Source organism: Flavobacterium sp. KY-23415 (assembly GCF_055384985.1).
In genome coordinates, this window is sequence record NZ_AP044001.1 from 4,313,452 (window position 1) to 4,333,854 (window position 20,403).

The following is a 20,403-nucleotide window of genomic DNA, read 5'->3' on the forward strand; positions in this document are numbered from 1 at the left end:
ATACATAGACGGGATTTTATTATTGCTAAGAGGTAAATTTTTCATAAAAATAGGAAGCAGCCACTAAGTCTTCGGAAGCATGACCAACCGATTTGAAAAATGTAATTTCTTCGTTAGTTGTTCTTCCTGGTTTGCGATGACTACACAACGCAAACAAATCGGCTTTAATTGCTTCTTCTTTTAGAATTCCATTTTGCAAAGGGATAACAATATCGCCACTTTCCTTTAAACCACCTTGATAAGTATCTATAAATACAGACGATTTTGTTACTGCTTCATCATCGGCTTCTCTTGTGTTTTTTTTATAAGCACCAACCAAGTCCAAGTGTTGTCCTGGCTGTAGCCATTTTCCAAAAACGATAGGATCTGGTGATAATGTAGCACATGAAATTATATCCACCTCCATAATTTTTTCTTCAATATTGGTAATGGCAACACAAGTATATTTTTCTTTTTTTAATGCCTCACAAATGGCTTGTGCTTTTTCGAGGGTTCTTCCCCAAACAAACACTTCTTTTATGGGTCTCACATTTGCATGTGCTTGAATTAGATTTACAGACAATGCTCCTGTTCCAATCATTAATAATGAAGAAGCATCTTCTCTAGACAAATAGCTACTTGCCAAAGCAGAAGTAGCCGCTGTGCGTTTTGTGGTTAAGGATTTTGCTTCTAAAATGGCTTTAATAGTGCCTTTGTGAGCGTCTAAATAGATATAGGTACCTTGAATGGCAGGCATATTATATTTGCCATTATTTGGGCTAACGGTTACAATTTTAACTCCTGCATCTGTCCCAATATTAAAAGCAGGCATTAATAATAAGGTAGAATCATTATTTTCTGTTGGATTTGAAAAATCGTGATGATGCCGCATGGGCACTTCTAAAGTTGCAGAAGCAAAAGCAGTTCGTAATCTTTCTATTAGTTCATTAAAATTGCATTCTTTCTCAATGAAAGCATCAGGAATAAGTTGTATATCGGTCATTGGTATTGAAGATTTTTAATAAAAATAATAGATATTTTTAAATTCGATACCATTTCACCTTAAAGTGGGTAATATAAAATCATTTTGAGGTAATATAGTATCAGTTTCAACTTAAATAGCTCAAAAATCAAGAATAAAGCCTTTCTCTAATATGAATTAATTTTTTAATAGCATTTTCTTCATTGGGCATTGCGGGCAACTCGCTCGTTTGATAGTCTTTTTCAATGTTTGTAATTAAATTTTCTGCCATTGCTAACAGTGCATCATAATCCATTTCTCCAGCTTTTATTGATAATAATTCTTCTCTATTGGCAACACGAATTGAAAGTTCCCCTGTAGTAATAATCTCCCAAGCTGTTTGCAACAACCTAATCGTGTGCATCATGTTTTTAGAATCGTAATGCTTTCCATGTGTTAAATTGGTGTTATACCGTTCTTCATTACGTTTTTCTATCCAGTCCCAATATGCTGCATATTCTTTACAATATTTCGAATAGCCTTCTAAATTGCAAGACAGATAGGCTATTTCTTTTTCACCTATAGGAATAGATGTTAGAGAAACTTCATTAGAGGTCTCGTTTTTAATGATTCCTTTATACTTTTGTGTTTTGTTTTCATCATAAAACAAAGCATACATTCCTTTAGCATTGGGAATATTTATGAGTCCGCAGTGTTCTTGTGTTTTTCCATTTTCTGCTAACCAATCTATTAAAGATACGGTATTATAGCCTTGCAGAATACTACAAAAATGCAATAGACTTTTTCGTTCTTTTGGTATTGGATTAACGATTTTCTTTTTTAATCCTCTAGCTTTTTTTATTTGTGTCATTGCGTATCCGGCAAAACTATCTTTGCATAATTTTGACAAAAAATCTTCTATTTTAAGGCAATCCATTAATGGATTTTTATATAAAATACAATCTTCTGGAGTGGCTAAAATCTCTAAGATATTAGGATTGTTTCTTATTAACAGTTCAACAAAACGTCCAATTTCATAATATACCTCATCATTCGTTTCATTACTAATTTGTGGGATATAGTTTAAACCATAAAACTGTTCTTTTGGCAAATAATAAACCCCTTTAATATCGGTATCAGAAGTTGGTGTATCTAAACCAAAAGAGCGACTTCCAGAGATTACTTCCAAAAGCAACAAGTTTTTATTTTTTATATCTTTTATAGTCATTTTTTCTTATTCTTATTTTATTTTATTTTCAAAAATACCAAATAAAAGTAGCGTTCATTTTTATGCTGTAAAAAAGCAACTAATTTTTCTAAAAAGTGCTATAAAACGATAAAAAGTTACAGTTCATAGTACTTTTAATGTAGCTCATGCGAAAAATTTGTGTTTCTGTATTTTTAAGAATATTTTTATTATAACAAACAAAATATATTCCCTTACAAACAGAATATAGTACAATTTACACTCAACAAATAAACAAACAAAACTATGAAATCGCAATTAAAAACACATTTGTATAAACCAATAGTGGTGAATAGAAAGGTGATACAAGATGTGTGCTATTTTATTTTTTCACATGGAAAACTATTTTTCTATCTAATGCTATTTTTTAACAGTAGTAATCCTTTTGCACAAAACAAAAATATTGATAGTTTATTAAAGGCATCAGAAAAATTTGTGTATAGAGAGTTTGATGCAAAACTTGACCCTTTAATCATTTTTGAACTCATAGCGATTCAGCCTCAAATTAAAGAAGTAAACAAACATGCTTTATCTAATTTTTATATTGCCCATTATTACTATTCCATTTTTGACGATAAAAATGCTGAAAAATACTATAAGCAAGCGCTAAATGAATTTCAAGAAACTAAAAATTGGGGACAATATGTAAATGTTATTAAAGATTTGGTTTCTACCTATCGAAGAGAAGGGAAAAAAGAAGAAATAAAAAATTTATTATTTGAGAGTATTGCCATTAGCAAACAAGAAAACGTGGGCTATCATATTCTAAACACACTTCACGAATTAATCATGTATTATTCTTATGATGTGAATGAACCAGAAGAAGCAATTAAATATGGAGCATTGTTTTTTGACAGACTGTCTTTCTATGATAAACTTAATATATCGTCTTCAGAGTTTATATATACTAAAACAGTTGATGCTAATATTGCTTATTTAGAAATTGGTCATAGCCATTTGAGATTGAAAGACTATAAAAAAGCGAAATATTATTTAGATCTTGCTGAAAAGTTCTTTAATGAATATAATGATTCCGAAAAATTATCAAGAATCTATTCGCATTTGCTTTCATGGTCTATCCTAACCAATCAACCCAAAGGGATTACTTTTAATTATCTCAATCGTTTAAAAACTAATATTCAGGATCAAAACGAAACAGAATTAAAACGATTTAAAATTGCAGTGAATGAAACCACGAATCTTTATGAAATTAAGAAAAATTTAGTTACTACCCAGATTGAGAACAAGCGATTATTGAAATATAACATAATCCTTGCGGTCTGCATTATACTCATTATTATCATTGTTATTTTTATTATTATTATTGTTTACAAGTATTACAAAATACAAAAAGATACTACAGAGAGTTTGGCAAACAAAAACATACTCCTTGAAAAAATAGATGAAGAACGCAACAATTATTTATCTATTATTTCTCATGAACTAAAAACACCTGTCTTCACAATCTCTGGGCTGTCTTCTTTACTCAAGGAAGATAATTATGACTATCAATCTATTACAATGATTAAAGAAACTAGTGATTATTTATTACATTTAATTAAAAACATTTTACTTCTTCCAGATTTAAAAAATGACCCTTCAAGATTAAAAAACACAAAGAAAGATACCTTTAATGTTATTAGCCTAATTGAAAATATTATTAATAATTATCAATTCATCGCCAAACAAAAAAACATTACTATAATTCATGAATGCAATGATCCTTTGTTTGATCAAAACATAATCAGTTACAAACATAAAATATCACAAATAGTTATCAATTTGCTTTTGAATGCTATAAAATTTTCACCAATGGGTGAAACAATTAAGATCATAACCCATATTACAAAATTAGATGATAAAAAAGCCATCTTATTAGATTTCCATATTCAAGATAATGGCGATGGAATTGATCCTTTATTGCATGCTGAAATTTTTGAATACAAGAACAATATTGAGCCTCAAATTGCGGAAAGTGATAATGATTTAAAAGGGTTAGGCGTTGGTTTATATGTCGTTTCACAACTATTAAAAACGCTAAACTCTGAAATTATATTGACTTCTGAGCTTGGAAAGGGAAGTACTTTTTCATTCGCACTGCGTTTAGAAATTGACCTAGGACACAATGGAAAAATTGCAACCTATGAAGTTGTTACTCCTTTAAATATTCTTGCGGTAGATGATAACAAATTAAATCTTTTAGTAACCAAAAAAATAACTGAAAAGTTAGGTTTTAGAGCTTTTACTTGTACAGATCAAGACGATGTATTGGCAATAATTGAAGAAAAGGCAATTGATTTGGTTTTAATGGATATTAATATGCCTAATATTAACGGATATGATTTATCTAAAAAAATTAAAGCTAAAAAAGACATTATAATCATCGCACATACTGCTGGAAACAATGTAACCATGGATGCTCCAAAAACAATTGATGCAAAAATTGATGAAGTAATTGCAAAACCATATAAGGAAGATGAATTGATTCATAAAATTTATACATTTTTTCCTAAAAACTTTAAACCAATTATCAATTAATAAGATTCTATTATTACTAATTCATTTACCTTTTTACCCAAATTATGCATTAGACTTTGTTAAGAAAGAAATAGATGTAAAATAGTTCGAAGTATAGAAGTTTTAACCCTCAAATGTGGCATTAGTTACATTGAGAACATAAAAGGAGTACTGAGGCTAATAGAAAGCAACTATTTTTAGTAATAGAATTCAAATGTTTAATTTAGGTTATACTCAATCGGCTTACATCTGTCTGATAATCATAAACATTATACAAGAAGAATAAGACTCAACTTTTAGTCAAAAATTAGACTATACTAATACTTTTTAAGGTTTATTCTGTATAAAAAAAAACAAAAACTTCTAAATAAGCCATTTAAATAGCAAATTTTAGTTTCAATTGACATTAACCTAAAAAAAAACAGTATTTTTAAGAATCATTTTCACCCCCAAACATGAAATACTTTATAAGTCTAAATACGCTTATAAAGTATGGTGATTTAATCACATGAGTTATATGAAAGATATTGAAAAAGCATATGAAGCGTTATTAAAGAAAACTGAAGAGCAAGAATTAATAATCAAAAACCTTCGCAACAACTTAGAAACTCAAGAAAAATCTGTTAATAAAGGAAATTTAACCTACAAACACATTTATCATGCCCTTTTAGACAACAATGATAGTATTGTTATCTTAATGGATAAAAATTTAAACACACTTTACAGAAGTAAATCTACTGCTTTAATTACAGGTTGGATAGATGAAATTCATGCTGTAACACCAATTGTTAATTACATTCATCCAGATTATTTACACTATGTACAAGAAATGACACAAAAGTCATTAAACGAACCCAAAAAACCAATCCCAATTACGCTACAAATTAAACATAAAAGTGGTAGTTATATTTGGGTAGAAGGAATTATAAACAACAGAATAGATGACCCAACTATTAATGGTATCATTGTTAAACTTAGAGATGTAACAGAAACAAAAAGAATTTTTGAAATAATAAAAGAAGAGAAAGACAAATTTGATAAAATTGCAGCTACTTCCCCTGGTTTAATCTATTCCATGCGTCAAAACAAAGACAATACGCTAAGCTATACTTATGCCAGTGATGCTATTGAAGATATTTACGGTTTTACGTTTGAAGCTGTTAAGAACGATTCTAATAAAATTTTCAATCTCATTCATCCCGACGATTTACAATTCGTTATAGATTCTGTATTAGCTACTAAAACTAAGTTTATACCACTACATTGCATCTATCGCTATTTGCACCCTAAAAAAGGATTAGTTTGGCATGAAGTAAATTCGCTCCCAAAAGTAGAAACAGAAGGAACAGTAATTTGCCATGGAATAACAACAGATATTACAGATCGCATTATAACAGAACAAAAACTCGTAAAAGCTAACAGACTCTATCAATTTATTAGTCATATTAATCAAATGATAGTGCGAACAACAGATGAGAAAACACTGTTTAGAGAAGCATGTTCAATCGCTGTTAATATTGGGAAGTTTAAAATGGTTTGGATTGGTCAAATCGATGAAACAACAAAAAAACTAAAACCAAAGATGATTGCAGGAGAAGATTTTGGTTTTGTTAATGCTATAAAAAAAGTATCCCTCGAAGATATTCCTGAAGGAAATGGACCCAGTGGGAAAGCTATTCGAGAACAAAGAAGCATTATTGTTAATGATATTGAAAACGACGCTTTAATGAATCTTTGGAAAGGCGAAGCCTTAAAAAGAGGATTTTTATCCTTAATGTCTGTTCCTATCAAAAAATTTGACAAAATAATTGGCGCATTTTGTTTTTATGCAAGTGAGAAAAACTTTTTTGATGCTGAAGAAATCGCACTATTAGAAGAAGCAACTTCAGATGTTGGTTTTGCATTAGAAATACTTGAAAAAGAATTGCTTCGAAAAAAAGTCTTAAAAGAATTAATTGAAAGCGAAAACCGATATCATATTCTTACAGAAATATCACCAGTTGGAATATTCCGAACAAATGCACAAGGTTTTACAACCTATGTAAACCCCAGATGGTCCGAAATATCTGGACTCCCTTATGAAAAAGCCTTAGGAAACGGATGGTTAGATGCTGTTCATGAAGAAGATCGAGAATCATTATTAAATGGATGGGAAAACGCAACTGAACAACGAGAACATTCATTGTCTGAATATCGTTTTGTGCGTCCTGATGGAAAAATAATTTGGGTTATTGGACAAGCAATACCCGAGAAAAATGCTCTAAACCAAATTGTTGGCTATGTTGGAACAACAACCAACATTACGGAACGCAAAAGAATTGAAGAAGAGTTTAAAAAATCCTATCAGAAATTAGAATCTATCATTGATGCAATTCCCGATCTACTCATCGAAATAGATAAAGAAGGTATTATCTATAATTATCATTCACATAGAGAAGATTTACTCTATCATTCCACATCTAGAATTATTGGAAAATCTTTCACAGAAGTATTGCCCAACCAAGCTATTAATTCTTTTAAATTGGCGCTTGAAGAAGTGTCTACAAAAGGATTCTCAACAGGGAAACAATACTCGTTAGAACTAGCCAATACAACACATTGGTTTGAACTGTCTATTGCTCCAATGGAAGAAAATAAAAATAATGAAAATCATTTTATTTGCCTTTCCAGAGATATAACCCTAGCTAAACAATCTGAGCAGGAACTACAAAAGAGTAAAGAAAGATATAAAGACATTCTCAATAATTTAGATGCTGGTATTATTGTTCAAGCTGTAGATGGCACCATATTATTAAACAATGTTAAAGCAGCTGAATTGATGGGTTTGGGTGACTTGCATTCTAAAAAAGATTATAATCTAGTGCCCGATTGGATCTTTTTAAACGAAGATAATTCATTAATGCCAAAAGAGAACTATCCTATAAATCAAATATTAGAAGGGAACAAACCAATAAAAAACCTTGTCCTAGGTGTTGCTAAAACTAATGATTTAAATGTCATAACTTGGTTATTATATAATGCTTTTTCTGTTCAAAATTCAGATGGAAAAATCTCTGAAATAGTTTCTAGCTTTATAGACATTACAAAAATGAAACTTTTAGAAAATGAAATATTAAAAGGGAAAGAACAAGCAGAAGCAGCCAACAAAGCAAAAACAGATTTTCTTGCCAATATGAGCCATGAAATTAGAACCCCTCTCAATGGGATTATTGGTTTTACACAATTGTTATTAGAATCTAATTTAGAGAAAACACATTATGAATACATGTCAATTATTAATGAATCGGCAACTTCATTATTAAATATTGTGAATGATGTTTTAGACTTTTCAAAAATAGAATCGGGTAAGTTTGAATTAAACATTGAAGAAGTTGACTTGTTCGACCTCACGCAACAAGTTGTAGATTTATTCAAATATCAAGCAGAACAAAAAAAAATAAAGCTAATACTCCACAAGAGTAAAAAAGTACCACAATATATTTTTGCAGACCAAATTAGATTGAAACAAATACTCATGAACCTTCTAAGTAATGCTCTTAAATTTACTGAATTTGGAGAAATTCAGCTAAACATCAAAGAAATGAGTTCGTCAAATTCTGATCATTCTACCATCTATTTTGCTGTTAATGACACTGGAATTGGTATTAAAACAGACAATAGTGAAAAAATATTCGATTCCTTCGTTCAAGAAGACAACTCTACCAGTAGAAAATTCGGAGGAACAGGTCTTGGATTAGCGATAACAAATCAGCTTCTAGCCTTAATGGGTAGCAAACTTCAATTGAAAAGTAAACTAGGTGAAGGAAGCACCTTCTTTTTTACAATAGCATTTAAAAAAGTATTAAAAAGACAACAAAGATTGCCCGAAAACAAGAACAATGATATTAAAAAACATGAGCCTAAAATTTTTAAGCCTCATAAAATTCTAATAGTTGAAGACAACAAAGTAAACATGCTTTTAGTTAAAACTTTAATTAACAAAATCAATCCTAATGCAACTATTTATGAAGCCCATGATGGTGTAGAAGCTATTGATGTTTTTACAAAACAAACTGTAGATTTAATCTTAATGGATGTTCAAATGCCTAATAAAAACGGGTATGAAGCTACCGCAGAAATTAGAAAAACTGAAAAAGGTTGCAAAATTCCTATCATTGCAATTACCGCTGGAATATTAGCGCATGAAAGAGAAAAATGTTTTGAAGAAGGCATGACCGATTATCTTTCGAAACCTATTAATATTGACGATTTAGAAGCTATTTTAATGAAATGGATGGTTTAATTTTTTTCTATAATTTTAAGAAGATACTCTCTATATTCATCTCGAATGGGTAATTCATTCGCTACAAAAATTTCCTTTCTGGTATATTGAATTTCTTCATTGTTTACAGGATTCATTCCTTTTTTATCTATTGATTCATAGAACATTCCAACCCCTCTTTTTTGCCATGAGGGAACAGCATTATAATTAATTCCATGCTGAAAGAGCAATTCATTTTTATCTGAAACCGAAAGCTTTTCTGTTTTCTTTGTTGCTTCAATGTAGCTATTACCATTATTTCTCAATGTCCAATAGCAATAGGCTGAAAGCGAATTTCTGTGAGCGTCTTCTTGTCTCCAACAAAAATAATCAAGAAGCATTTCCATTGTAGGAATACAAATTGTTCTACAATCTAAAACCGATAACTGATTAAAATACATACTAAAAAAGGCACTCGCTTCTCCTGCTAGAACAGAATTAATTTTTCGTACTTTTCTATTAAAAGTATTGTCGTCTTTGTCTATCAATAATGAAATCTCATCACTTTGCGTATAGGCATATATCACTTTAAAACCTACTGTTAGTAAATGCTTGGTTGTTGCTACCATAGCATCATGAAAACGAATATCGAATGGTTTCTCTAAATCTAAACTTTCTTTAGTTAACTTAGTAAAACCTTTTCCATCCAATCGTACAACAATATAATTATCTGGCAATACATATTGATCAAAAAGAGATTCGTTTTTTCTCATTTTAGAGGCAATAGCTTCAAACTTCATGTACTTCTACTTTAAATTGATTATTTTCTATTTTTACGTTATAAATTTTATCAAAACCTTCGTCATAATTTGGCATCTCTAATTGCTTAAATTTTGACTTTACTCCTATTTCTGGAATTGTTTCTTTTCGTTTTTCATTTCTCTCTAAAGCATCTTGCAAATTGGTTTCAAAATAATAGCACACTATTTCATATTTTTGCTCTTTTAATATCGAAATATATTTTGCTCTTTCTTCAATTGTTACATTGGTATTATCAATTACAAATCGAGATTGGGTGGCGAAACAATATTCCATTAACTTTTGTTGTTTATTGCGTGTGTTCAATAAATCTAAGCTCACCCTAATATGACTATTAAAGAAATTTTCTTTATAAAACGAGCTTTTTCCACTGGCTGGAATGCCTATAAAAATAATACACTGCATTGGGCTACTCTTTAAAATTCCCTTCAAAAGCTTTATAAAAATCCTCCTTTATTAATGCTACATCTTCTTCTGTATATTTTCTAGAAAAATGTACAGGAATAGCTCTTTTTACGTTCGATTCTAACATTATTTTTCCTGATTGCGAGGCATAACTATGATAATTAAGAATAGCTTTTTCTTTGTCTTCCTCTTTATAAAACGTTTCAATTAGTACCATATCACAATCATAAAATAATTGTTTGATTTTATTATGGTTTTCTTGATGAGCTGCATGGTCTAAAATAACGCCTAAAGTATTTCCTTTTTCAACCTTTAAATAATGAAATAATTCTGCTGCTATATGTTCTTTTGTTTCAACCTCAATAATTTTAGTAACAGCGTTACTCACATAAGCTAATTTCAACTCATTAATCCACTTTCCTGGTTTATAGGGAATTTTTGTTACATCAATATTTATGCTGTCATTATCTTTAAAATAATAAGCAATAACGTCAGTTTTGTGATCTAAAATTATAAAATTAACTATTACTCTTTCATCATCATATAAAGTGGTTCTATCTTCTAAAGGTTCTAACTCCCAATCGGCAGGTTTCATTTCATATACTTTAATTAAATCTTCTGAAATTATTTCCCTAATTTCATAGACTACAGCATCATTTTCTACCAAGTTCCATGTAAAAGATTTTAATTTTGCTTGCACTTGCAATGCTATATTTTTTGGACCACATATAATATATCGCTCTTTTGATCCCACTTGATGTCGCATAATTTGATCAAAATTAATAAAATGATCTATATGTGTGTGCGATATAAAAATTGCCCTAGCATTCATACAATCCTTTACTGTTAACAAACTCGCTTCTCCACAATCTACAATGTAATTCCATTTGCAATTATCAGGATAAATCGCAATAGATATATCTTCTCCAAATTTACTCTTTACTTCTGCTTGTAGCATTTTAACAATTTAAATGAAATCTATTTCTATATTATTTTAATCTATTTAAAAAAAATCTTTCCAAAAATAAAACATTTCTTACCAATCAAAATTAAAAAACAAAAAAAGACTGTTCTTTTAAAAAAAACAGTCTTTTAAAGATAGATAAATGTTTTAAAAACTTGGTTTCAACATAAAATCATAAATTGCAAAATGTGTAGCAGCAGTGGTCGTCGTGTTTAATAAAAAGGATGCATTTGGCAAAGCACATGCAGTAATACCAACATTACTCGATATAATATTAGAACTGCTACCCACTATCCAGTTATTCCCACAACAATCATCATAGTACAAGCCTAATTCTTCTGTTGTAAAAGTAGGATCAATACTTTTATAGGAATTTTTACCTACATAGCTCCCTCCAATACCGGGTAATGCATATTTGAAGACATCTCCTTTTCTAGACCCGCAGATGTAGCTTGTATTTCCAGATATTGCGAACAGGAAAGCATCTTTAATAATTAGTCCATTATATTGAGGGGTTGGTCCCACAGGTGCAAATGCAACACATCCCCCAGTAGCAATATCGACCTTCATAATTTGAGAGGAATTTTCTTTTATTGCATAAAAATCTCCTGTACTTCCATCATTTTCAATATCTTGAAGAGGAAAATCAGAATTTACAATAACAGAAGCAAGTCCCGATGCAATATCGACATTCAAAATACTTTGAGGAAAATTTGAGTTTATACCTGTTACTGCTATTGCCTTTCCAAGATTTCCAGGAAAGTCACATAATCCTGTAACACCTGTAACAGGTGTGCCACCAATATTGATTGAGGATTGGAATGTGTAGCCCACTGTACTTGAGCATAAATCTACATTATAAATATGAGATGTCAATCCCGATGCAACTGGAGAAGCACTACTTCCTGAAAGTACTAATGCATATACACTTCCACAGGCTAATGAAACATTTTCTGCTTTGTTTGCTTGTTTGTTATTTTTCTGTGTTTGTCTAACATCGTTTTCCTCTGGAGATTGACAAGACCAGAAAACAAAAATTGTACTACTTGCTAATGCAAGAAAAAATAGGTTAAGTTTTTTCATGATTTGTTCGTTTTAAATTTAAAATATTATTAATTTATAATACTTAAATTTAGTCATAAATTCAATCTGTCAAAACAAAAAAAGCACATAAAACCATTAAAAACAACATTTTATGATTTTTTACATTAATTCTATCCCACATTTTAACAGTAGATAAAAATTAACTATAAAGCCCGTTAAAACAAAATCATGCCCTTCAACATTATTATAATTATTGAAGAGCAAAAAAAGATTTAATTTGTAATTAAAAGCCTGCTGCAGCTAAAAATTCATCAACACTGTAATTTGTCCCTGGTAATCTTTTCCAAGAAGAATCATTCGGTTGTGTTTGCTCCATGAATGCCCAATGAGTAGTCAAATCACTCGATCCAGAAGCCATTTGCATTTCAAAAACCCAAGCATCTTCTTTATTCTTCATTTCACCAAAGCCTACTGTATTTATTATTGCTCCTAATTGGTTGATTGGCATAAATGAAATGAGTACTTTCCCATCTGTAGTTACCGATCCAGACAACCTAAATAAAGAAGGTGTAAATTCAGTTTCCTCACCTTTTTGATAGAGTAAAGCGGCACAAACACCCCAAAAATAACCTTCTTTGTAATCTGTAATATACCATACTGTCTGATCGATCATTTCGGTTATCTTTCCGCTATCAGGTGCCATTTGTATTGCTAGTAACCATTTTGTAGGAACATACCAATACGTGTTTTTTAGAAAATCTCTTGTTACTTTCATATCAATATAATTTATTTTAAAAATAAAATTAGATGATAACGCAGTTCAAGAACAGAGTATTTATACCTGTTTTACCATTTCATTCTAAAAAAACATCTATTTATTTTTTTTAACAAACATATACATCATAATGTTTAAAAAAATTAGTATGTTTGCTATAAGTTTAAGAAAAACCTTGCTTTTCTTTTTTAAAGAAAAAGATGATGTTTCGTCATCAAAGAAAAATTATTTGACATTCAGCACTACTTCTATCTATTGGATGAGAAAGGGTACTATACGTACATTATTAAAACTGCACTGTTATAATCTATAGTTGAAACCAATAAAGAATACAGCAAAAAATATACTTCTTCTAATTTAAATTCTTTCAAAATTGAATATTATTTCAGTTTTCAAAGAAAGTATTTTATATTTTTGCGGTTTTATATCTTTTTATTAAACAAATCATACTACAATCCTTTACTTGTATGAAAACGAAAGTTGAGATTTTGGCTCCTGCCAAGAATTTGGTTCAAGGAATAGCAGCCATAAATGCTGGTGCAGATGCTGTATATATTGGTGCTCCTTTATTTGGTGCTAGAACAAATGCTACTAATTCTGTAGAAGATATTGCAGAAATGGTTGCCTATGCGCATTTATTTAAAGCGCAAGTTTTTGTAGTTTTAAATACTATTCTATATCCAAACGAATTAGAACCTTGCCGAAAATTAATTCATGAACTATACGATATTGGTGTGGATGCGTTAATCATTCAAGATATGGCCATTATGGAAATGGACATTCCTCCAATTGTTCTTCATGCCAGTACACAAGCCAACAATAGAGACCCAAAACATGTGAAGTTTCTAAAAGATGCAGGAATTCAACGTGTGGTTTTGGCTAGAGAATTAAATTTAGATCAAATTCGAGAAATTCATGAAGCAACTGATGTTGAGTTAGAATTTTTTGTTTCGGGTGCGCTTTGCGTTTCTTTTAGTGGTAATTGCTACATGAGTATTGCAGGTGGAGAACGTAGTGCTAACAGAGGTTCTTGTGCTCAAAACTGTCGTCTTCCATACAATTTAACCGATGGGACTGGTGCTACTTTAATTTCTAATAGTCATTTATTGTCTATTAAAGATTTAGATTTAAGCGATCAGTTGCCTAATTTGATAGAAGCTGGTATAACTTCTTTCAAAATTGAAGGTCGTTTGAAAGATGTAGTTTATGTAAAGAACAACACCTCGTTTTTAAGAAAGAAACTAGACGCTTTTTTAGAAAACAATGAACACTATCAAAAAGCATCTTCGGGTAGAACTTTCTATAATTTTGAAGCCGAAATGGATCGAAGTTTTAATAGGGGCTATACCGATTATTTCGTGAACAAACGCAAGGCAAAAATTGGTAACTGGGAAAGTCCAAAATCGCAAGGACAAATTATTGGAAAGCTACTTGAAATTAAAGCCAATGGTTATGTTATTGAAAATTATGAAAAACTAAACAATGGTGATGGTCTTTATTTTATTAATGAAGAGGGCGTTGCCGACGGAACGCAAGTGAATATCATTATCAATAATATTGTTGTCCCCAATACTTTCAAACCCTTACCAATTGGTACAAAAATTTATAGAAATTCTGATGCAGAGTTTAACAAATTAGTTGAAAAAGAGAATAGTGTGGTTCGAAAAATTGGCGTTTCTTTAAACTTCTTTGAAACACCAGACGGTTTCCAATTGGTTGCTGTAGATGAAGACGGACACACAAGTTCTGCTTCTTTAACTATTTTAAAAGAAGTCGCTAAAAATGATGCTTCTACTATTCCAAATATTAAGACGAATCTTTCTAAAACAGGAAATACACCTTTCATTGTAGATGAAATTTCGGTTGAGTTTTCAAACAATTGGTTTTTGCCAATTTCTAAAGTAAATGAAGTTCGAAGAGAAGCTCTAGAACAATTAATGGATGTTCGTATTAATGAATACCATAGAGAGGAATTTCAAATTACAAAAACAAATCATCCATATCCAGTAGAAGTTTTAGATTTCACTTATAATGTTTCCAATCATTTGGCAAGACAATTTTACAAACGCCATGGTGTAAAGGAAATTGAAAAAGCTTTCGAATTGCAATGGGATCCAGGAAAAGCAAGAGTAATGGTTACCAAATATTGCGTAAAATATGAATTGGGCAAATGTGCTCGTTTTCAACGCGATACTATGGGCGAAAAACTGGTAGAACCATTAACGTTAACACACGGTGAAAATGCATACAAATTGAAATTCAATTGCAAGCCTTGTGAAATGGAAATTTGGGAAAAGGATGCGGAATTAGAGTTTATTGATGAAGACGAACAATTTTCACGCTAAAAAATAAGTAAATAGTGCTTAGTAGTTAGTAAATTCTACTAAGCACTAAGTACTACTTCACATTATAGGTATCAAACAAAAATTCTAGTGTTTCTGGAATATTATTTGCTTTTACTTTAGGGTAGAGAATGTCCATGTTTAACCAATTTTCAATAACTAGATTAAAATCATCTTTTACATCATATACAACAGGAACCCCCATTTTCTTTAATGCAGCAGCATTGCATTCTTGTTCATAATGCTTTTTAATAGGAATAGAGAGTATCTTCTTCCCTAAAAATAATGCTTCCGAAGGGGTTTCAAATCCTCCACCCGTAATAATCCCTTCACAATTAATCAAACTTGAATTGAACTCTTTTTGGTTTACAGGAAAATAGGTAATGTTTCCAATGGTATGTTTTTCTTTCACTGTATCTAAAAACCAATGAAAGGCAACTGAAGGAATCGATTTAAATGCTTTTTCTAAACATTCTTTATCAAAAGAAGGCAAATAGACTGTAATATGTTCCAAATTTTGAGGACTAGCATTTACTATTTCATCCTTAATAATTGGTGGATGAATGAACGAATCGTAGGCTTCGAAATGCAATCCTAAATTTTGAGGTGCAGGAGCATAATTTTTAAAGATAAACTCTCCCATCCTACTCTTTTTTTCGGGTCTTGGTGTGTTTTGGGAAACAAAACTAGCTTGATGTCCGAACTGAACCGAATGCACTTTTTGCAACTTACAGGCTAGTGCTGTTACCGAATCAAAATCGTTGATTATGACATCATATTTTTTTAACGGTAATTTGTTCGCATCACTATAAATTTGATAGGGTTTTATATTCTTTGTAATATTCCAATAATCCAAACCACCACATTTACTATAAAACAAACTACACCCTTTGCTTCTGTATTTTAAGGGCAATGCAAAGTTTAAGCTAGCATTATTACCACTCAGAAAAAAATCGACTTCACCATGCTTTTGTAAATAAGGATATAATTGTGTTGCCCTGCTAATGTGCCCATTTCCTGTAGCTTGAATTGCGTAAAATATTTTCATTATGTGTTACTTTTTTGTTCAAATTGGAGTAAAAGTAACCATAACAAGGTATTGAAAATTTAAAGTAACACAAGCTTAATTGTTATTTAAAAGTAGGTTGTTTACCGTGACATAAAAAGATAAAAGAATTAATTTAAGGTTAAGAAATAGGCGTTTACTATAAGCCTCAAATATAAAAATTAGTTTCATCATCTGTTCTAAAATCGAATTCATTCAGAAAAAACAAGGATTCAAATTTAGCTTGTTTCAAAATAGGCAAATAATCTAGTTGAAACCAATGGCAAAGCACTCGTATAATGGTATAGGTAACTAATAATTCTCTGGTATCAACAGGAAACCAATGAATAGCTTTAATATTAACTTTAAACACTCCTGGAAAATATCCTTTATAAAAATTATAAAAAAGAGTGATTCCTTCCAAAGTAAACTCTTTCCATTCTTCTTCGTGATGTTCGATTTGAAAATCAATAATTTTAACAGATTGTTCTCTTTTTATATAAGTACAATTTAAAGTAAACCCTGAATAATATCCTTTTAAATTGTTTTGTTTTCGTATTATATATCTTTTAAGCATAGCAATTATTACTTTAAATTACCAACCAGGACCAAGTTTTTCACCATCAAAAGGAATTGTATGAATCAAATGATTCAGCAACATTGGATCTTCTTTTTTGTTAATACGTTTTTTCATATCTAATAAAGTGGTTAAAAGAAAAATCATTCCTTCATTTTCTTCTTTTTTGGCAAGAATAAGTTTTTGAAGTGCTTTTTGTGTTGCTTTCCAAAAAAAAGTTTGATTTTCTAAAGTAAAAGATCTTAAATCGAGATTTAACATGATACTTTCTCCTGTTGTCGATTTTATGAATCCTCCATGACCATTAGGTTCATCATTTTCATTTGGAACCATCTCACTCAAATAATCATAAAAATCACTTGCTCCTTCGAGGTGTTGCAATTCTGAGACAATATATTCTAGCATTTTTGCCATCGCATTATAACGTTTTGCAAAACCTCGTCCATCTTCTAAATACCAAAATGCTGATGCCATAACTTATTGTTGCCTTATTTTTTATTCATGATTAACTCTTTGAGTAAATCATTTTCAAGTTTTAATTTATGCAATTCTTTCGCTTGTTCAGCTATTAATTTATCTTTATCTGAAGCCGAATGTTGGGTGTATTCTTTAGGAAGTGCATTGGCAATATCCATAAAAAAATTATGATTGAGTGTCTCACAAAGTCTAAAAAGCGTGTCAGTTTGAATCGAATTTCTTTTTTCGTAGGCATATATAGCGGTGTTCGGTATCCCCATACTGTAGGCTACGTCTGTTCTTCTGAGGTACTTTTTATCTATAAACTGCTTAATGAGATTTCCTATGTGTATGCGTTTTGTCATAATGGTTTTATTTTAAGATAGATACGCTACAACAAATATATTATTTTTATTTATACTTTATTTATTTTTTATGATAAAAAAATATAGTTTCCTATATGTCTGTTCTTCTTTTATCTAAAAAATCTACAGTTTCCTATATGCCTATTATTCTTTTACCTAAAAATATATAGTTTTCTATATGTCTATTATTCTTTTGACTAAAAAATCTACAGTTTTCTATATGCCTGTTATTCATTTGACTAAAAAATATATCGTTTTCTATATGCCTATTCTTCTTTTATCTAAAAATGTATCACTTTCTATATGCCTATTCTTGTTTTATCTAAAAATGTATCGCTTTCTATATGCCTATTCTTCTTTTATCTAAAAATGTATCGCTTTCTATACTAATAATTTGAAAAACTGACTGTTTTTGTTTGATTTAGTCGTATTAAAAATCAAGATTGGGTGCTTCTCCGTTTAAAATTCTTCCAGCAATAAAACGCTCTACATAATTGTCTCTCATACTATGATAAAATGGGTCTCTGTCTCCTACTGACAATCCCATTCTTAAATTGAATTGGTATTGCTCAAAAGCAAGTGGTAAGTGTTCTGCTACTTTCTTACGTCTATAGGCATGATATGCCAATACGAGAGCTTCTCTAAAATCGTAGTGTGCTTTTATGGGTATATTTTCTTTTGTCTGGATCAATTCTCTTACTAAATCTTCGTAGTAGATTTCATCTCTATTCGTTTTACTTTCAAAATAATGTTTATACTTGCTTTGAATTTCTTTATTTTCAAAGGTTTTTACAAAAAAAGAAACAATCTTTTCATCATAACCCGAAAGCAAAGGTCTATCATCTTGCGGCATTGTGTCTATTGGCTGTTCTTTTTTTGCTTCTTCTTCCTCTTTATTTTTGAAATACAAACCAGAATAAAATCGTTCTTTGTTTCCTCTGATATCTGGCAAGAGTAACAAACTAGAATTACCTGTTCTTAGGTTGTGAAATTCATACCAATCGGACATTTCAATATCGTCTTTTTCTGAATCCAAATAAGCGGCTTTTATTATTTCATAATCCTGCCATTCATCATTTATTATATAATCTGAGATTTCAACTTCTTCCTGTTCTAAATATTGCTGATACATTTCTATGTCGTTTTGTGTAATAGGTTCTAAAAACGGACAATTAAAAATATCATTTTGCCAAACAACAAAATCAAAACAAATAGTAATTCCTTCCAATTTAATTTCTTCTGCACGCCACAAACACTGCAAATCGAATAACTTTTTTTGTAAAATAACACCCAAATGTTCATGCGCGAGATCTATCCATTGGGTTTGAGCCTCTTCAGCTAATTGTTTGTACATATCGCCAAACCTAAACCACATGTATTTATGGCTTAAATATTCTGTAATAAAAGAGCGTATTGAACTTTCTTTATATCCTTTAAAGTAGTTTTGAACGGATTCATTTTCTTCTATTTCCTTTCTCCATTTAATTTTCAATTCTTTTTCGTCCAATAGCTCTTGAATTCCTTTTTCTATTCTTTCTTGGGTATTTTTATCGAGATTTGAATTGTTGTTTGGTGTTTCCATTGCAGCTCAGATTTAAATGTTACTTTCCTTTATAAAAGTAGCTTTTTTTTTCGGAAAATTCTGCTATTAAAATCTAAAAGACTAAGCATAAGCTAAAAAGTAGTAAGCATAATCTAAAAGACACTCGCTATAAACTTTTAGATTATAATTTGTTTCTCATAACTATTAAATAGTTCGTTTTAATTTTGGGATTTTAGAGCTAGGAAGTTTACTTGTAAAACTGCTCTGTAAGATAAAAAACAGTGTCAATAAAAAATAGATTGTTCTTGAAAGTTAAAACATTTTCGTCATGCAAATCTTCAAGAATAATTCCGAGTTCTGAATTATAATAATCATTATTTCTTGTATTCACAAAGCCGTTTTCTATTAAAAAGCTTTTCACATTATCTAACTCAGTTTGGCTATCTGATTCAACAAATTTTTGTTCTACAACTGCATACAAAAGATTTTCTTGTTCATAAAAGCCAATTAGTTGATAAGCTGTGTCTGGAAAGAAATAGTTATTAATTAACAAATTGTTAAAATAATCTTCCCAAGTTTCATAATAGATGCTATCATTAAGTTTGATTACTTTAAACTTATTATAGAGATATACCTTTTGTTCTGCTCCAGATGAAACAAATGCATTGATATTTATAGCGGTAATCCAAAAATAATTATTATCACAAAATTGCTTTATGATCGTTGCTTCTTCACTTTTGATTTGCTTACTAGACTCAATCGTTTTGCTTGAGCTCTTGCTTTTTCTAAGGTAACGGGAGATTGTTTGGATAGTATCTCCATGCCTAACTTGGCTCTTTCCTGAAATGATATTTTGCAGTTCATATCTCATAACTTTAGTTAAACAAATATATGAATTTATTTTTTTAAGAATTAAACCTGTCAGGTGTAAATCCCGAGATTACTTCGAAATAGATACGGTTTTGTATTAAACAATTTTCTCTTTCATGTTCTCTGCTATATTTTTAGCCTCAAGTAAAGTACAATCCAATTCATCAAAAATTAGAGCTGTAGCTAATGGTAATTTATCTTGTTTTTAAGGTTAATAAGATAAAAAAAATCTATGAGTTATTTGTTTTTTTAGAT

The 20,403-nt window shown here is 30.2% G+C and carries 16 protein-coding genes; 3 read left to right on the plus strand and 13 right to left on the minus strand.

The genetic code is table 11. The features are described 5' to 3' along the window. Positions 1–25: 25 nt before the first annotated feature. Positions 26–982, minus strand: a complete 957-nt coding sequence (lhpI, locus tag ACZ49Z_RS18935; protein WP_464305860.1) for a bifunctional Delta(1)-pyrroline-2-carboxylate/Delta(1)-piperideine-2-carboxylate reductase — start codon at positions 980–982, stop codon at positions 26–28. Between the two features lie 127 nt (positions 983–1,109). Beyond that, the gene (locus tag ACZ49Z_RS18940) at positions 1,110–2,168 is read right to left on the minus strand and encodes a DNA polymerase beta superfamily protein (protein ID WP_464305861.1); all 1,059 of its coding nucleotides are present in this window, start codon (positions 2,166–2,168) and stop codon (positions 1,110–1,112) included. Between the two features lie 264 nt (positions 2,169–2,432). On the opposite strand from ACZ49Z_RS18940, the gene ACZ49Z_RS18945 reads away from it, so the two are divergent. Further along, positions 2,433–4,724 carry an ATP-binding response regulator gene (locus tag ACZ49Z_RS18945; protein ID WP_464305862.1) on the plus strand — a complete coding sequence of 764 codons (2,292 nt, stop codon included), beginning with the start codon at positions 2,433–2,435 and terminating at the stop codon, positions 4,722–4,724. A 496-nt stretch (positions 4,725–5,220) separates the two neighbouring features. Next, positions 5,221–8,985 (plus strand): PAS domain S-box protein, encoded by a 3,765-nt coding sequence (locus ACZ49Z_RS18950; RefSeq protein ID WP_464305863.1) that lies wholly within the window; start codon positions 5,221–5,223, stop codon positions 8,983–8,985. Here the strand turns inward: ACZ49Z_RS18950 and ACZ49Z_RS18955 are convergent. From ACZ49Z_RS18955 to ACZ49Z_RS18975, 5 genes are all read right to left on the minus strand, one after another. Continuing rightward, complete coding sequence (locus ACZ49Z_RS18955; protein WP_464305864.1) at positions 8,982–9,743, minus strand: tRNA(His) guanylyltransferase Thg1 family protein; 762 nt, start codon at positions 9,741–9,743, stop codon at positions 8,982–8,984. The genes ACZ49Z_RS18950 and ACZ49Z_RS18955 overlap by 4 nt on opposite strands. Then, complete coding sequence (locus tag ACZ49Z_RS18960; protein WP_464305865.1) at positions 9,733–10,167, minus strand: AAA family ATPase; 435 nt, start codon at positions 10,165–10,167, stop codon at positions 9,733–9,735. Before ACZ49Z_RS18960 ends, ACZ49Z_RS18955 begins: the two co-directional genes overlap by 11 nt. A 4-nt stretch (positions 10,168–10,171) precedes the next feature. Beyond that, complete coding sequence (locus tag ACZ49Z_RS18965) at positions 10,172–11,125, minus strand: MBL fold metallo-hydrolase (protein ID WP_464305866.1); 954 nt, start codon at positions 11,123–11,125, stop codon at positions 10,172–10,174. A gap of 153 nt (positions 11,126–11,278) precedes the next feature. Then, a complete protein-coding gene (locus tag ACZ49Z_RS18970; protein ID WP_464305867.1) occupies positions 11,279–12,214 on the minus strand; it encodes a hypothetical protein in 936 nt (311 codons plus the stop codon). A 244-nt stretch (positions 12,215–12,458) separates the two neighbouring features. After that, entirely contained in the window at positions 12,459–12,950 is a 492-nt protein-coding gene (locus tag ACZ49Z_RS18975; RefSeq protein ID WP_464305868.1) for a hypothetical protein, read from the minus strand. Between the two features lie 467 nt (positions 12,951–13,417). Here ACZ49Z_RS18975 and ACZ49Z_RS18980 point away from each other — a divergent pair, with 467 nt between their 5' ends. Continuing rightward, positions 13,418–15,295, plus strand: coding sequence for a peptidase U32 family protein (locus ACZ49Z_RS18980; protein ID WP_464305869.1), 1,878 nt, complete (start codon positions 13,418–13,420; stop codon positions 15,293–15,295). A gap of 52 nt (positions 15,296–15,347) precedes the next feature. Here ACZ49Z_RS18980 and ACZ49Z_RS18985 read toward each other — a convergent pair whose 3' ends face one another. The 6 genes from ACZ49Z_RS18985 to ACZ49Z_RS19010 form a co-directional block, all read right to left on the minus strand. Then, positions 15,348–16,340, minus strand: a complete 993-nt coding sequence (locus ACZ49Z_RS18985) for a glycosyltransferase family protein (RefSeq protein ID WP_464305870.1) — start codon at positions 16,338–16,340, stop codon at positions 15,348–15,350. 166 nt (positions 16,341–16,506) lie between these two features. Further along, complete coding sequence (locus ACZ49Z_RS18990; RefSeq protein WP_464305871.1) at positions 16,507–16,914, minus strand: hypothetical protein; 408 nt, start codon at positions 16,912–16,914, stop codon at positions 16,507–16,509. Positions 16,915–16,932: 18 nt separating this feature from the next. Beyond that, entirely contained in the window at positions 16,933–17,388 is a 456-nt protein-coding gene (locus ACZ49Z_RS18995; RefSeq protein ID WP_464305872.1) for a hypothetical protein, read from the minus strand. Positions 17,389–17,402: 14 nt separating this feature from the next. Next, entirely contained in the window at positions 17,403–17,735 is a 333-nt protein-coding gene (locus ACZ49Z_RS19000; protein ID WP_464305873.1) for a hypothetical protein, read from the minus strand. Between the two features lie 430 nt (positions 17,736–18,165). Beyond that, positions 18,166–19,317: a hypothetical protein gene (locus tag ACZ49Z_RS19005; RefSeq protein ID WP_464305874.1), complete on the minus strand. Its 1,152-nt coding sequence runs from the start codon at positions 19,315–19,317 to the stop codon at positions 18,166–18,168. A gap of 208 nt (positions 19,318–19,525) precedes the next feature. Continuing rightward, complete coding sequence (locus ACZ49Z_RS19010) at positions 19,526–20,149, minus strand: putative polyvalent protein kinase domain-containing protein (protein WP_464305875.1); 624 nt, start codon at positions 20,147–20,149, stop codon at positions 19,526–19,528. Between the last annotated feature and the right edge of the window lie 254 nt (positions 20,150–20,403).

Bases quoted from the DNA above. Each gene is read 5' to 3' on its own strand.
- ACZ49Z_RS18950 (WP_464305863.1), top strand. From the start codon at position 5,221: ATGAAAGATATTGAAAAAGCATATGAAGCGTTATTAAAGAAAACTGAA.
- ACZ49Z_RS18970 (WP_464305867.1), bottom strand. From the start codon at position 12,214: ATGAAAAAACTTAACCTATTTTTTCTTGCATTAGCAAGTAGTACAATT.
- lhpI (WP_464305860.1), bottom strand. From the start codon at position 982: ATGACCGATATACAACTTATTCCTGATGCTTTCATTGAGAAAGAATGC.
- ACZ49Z_RS19010 (WP_464305875.1), bottom strand. From the start codon at position 20,149: ATGAGATATGAACTGCAAAATATCATTTCAGGAAAGAGCCAAGTTAGG.
- ACZ49Z_RS18940 (WP_464305861.1), bottom strand. From the start codon at position 2,168: ATGACTATAAAAGATATAAAAAATAAAAACTTGTTGCTTTTGGAAGTA.
- ACZ49Z_RS19005 (WP_464305874.1), bottom strand. From the start codon at position 19,317: ATGGAAACACCAAACAACAATTCAAATCTCGATAAAAATACCCAAGAA.
- ACZ49Z_RS18975 (WP_464305868.1), bottom strand. From the start codon at position 12,950: ATGAAAGTAACAAGAGATTTTCTAAAAAACACGTATTGGTATGTTCCT.
- ACZ49Z_RS18985 (WP_464305870.1), bottom strand. From the start codon at position 16,340: ATGAAAATATTTTACGCAATTCAAGCTACAGGAAATGGGCACATTAGC.
- ACZ49Z_RS18960 (WP_464305865.1), bottom strand. From the start codon at position 10,167: ATGCAGTGTATTATTTTTATAGGCATTCCAGCCAGTGGAAAAAGCTCG.
- ACZ49Z_RS18990 (WP_464305871.1), bottom strand. From the start codon at position 16,914: ATGCTTAAAAGATATATAATACGAAAACAAAACAATTTAAAAGGATAT.
- ACZ49Z_RS18995 (WP_464305872.1), bottom strand. From the start codon at position 17,388: ATGGCATCAGCATTTTGGTATTTAGAAGATGGACGAGGTTTTGCAAAA.
- ACZ49Z_RS18945 (WP_464305862.1), top strand. From the start codon at position 2,433: ATGAAATCGCAATTAAAAACACATTTGTATAAACCAATAGTGGTGAAT.
- ACZ49Z_RS18965 (WP_464305866.1), bottom strand. From the start codon at position 11,125: ATGCTACAAGCAGAAGTAAAGAGTAAATTTGGAGAAGATATATCTATT.
- ACZ49Z_RS18955 (WP_464305864.1), bottom strand. From the start codon at position 9,743: ATGAAGTTTGAAGCTATTGCCTCTAAAATGAGAAAAAACGAATCTCTT.
- ACZ49Z_RS19000 (WP_464305873.1), bottom strand. From the start codon at position 17,735: ATGACAAAACGCATACACATAGGAAATCTCATTAAGCAGTTTATAGAT.
- ACZ49Z_RS18980 (WP_464305869.1), top strand. From the start codon at position 13,418: ATGAAAACGAAAGTTGAGATTTTGGCTCCTGCCAAGAATTTGGTTCAA.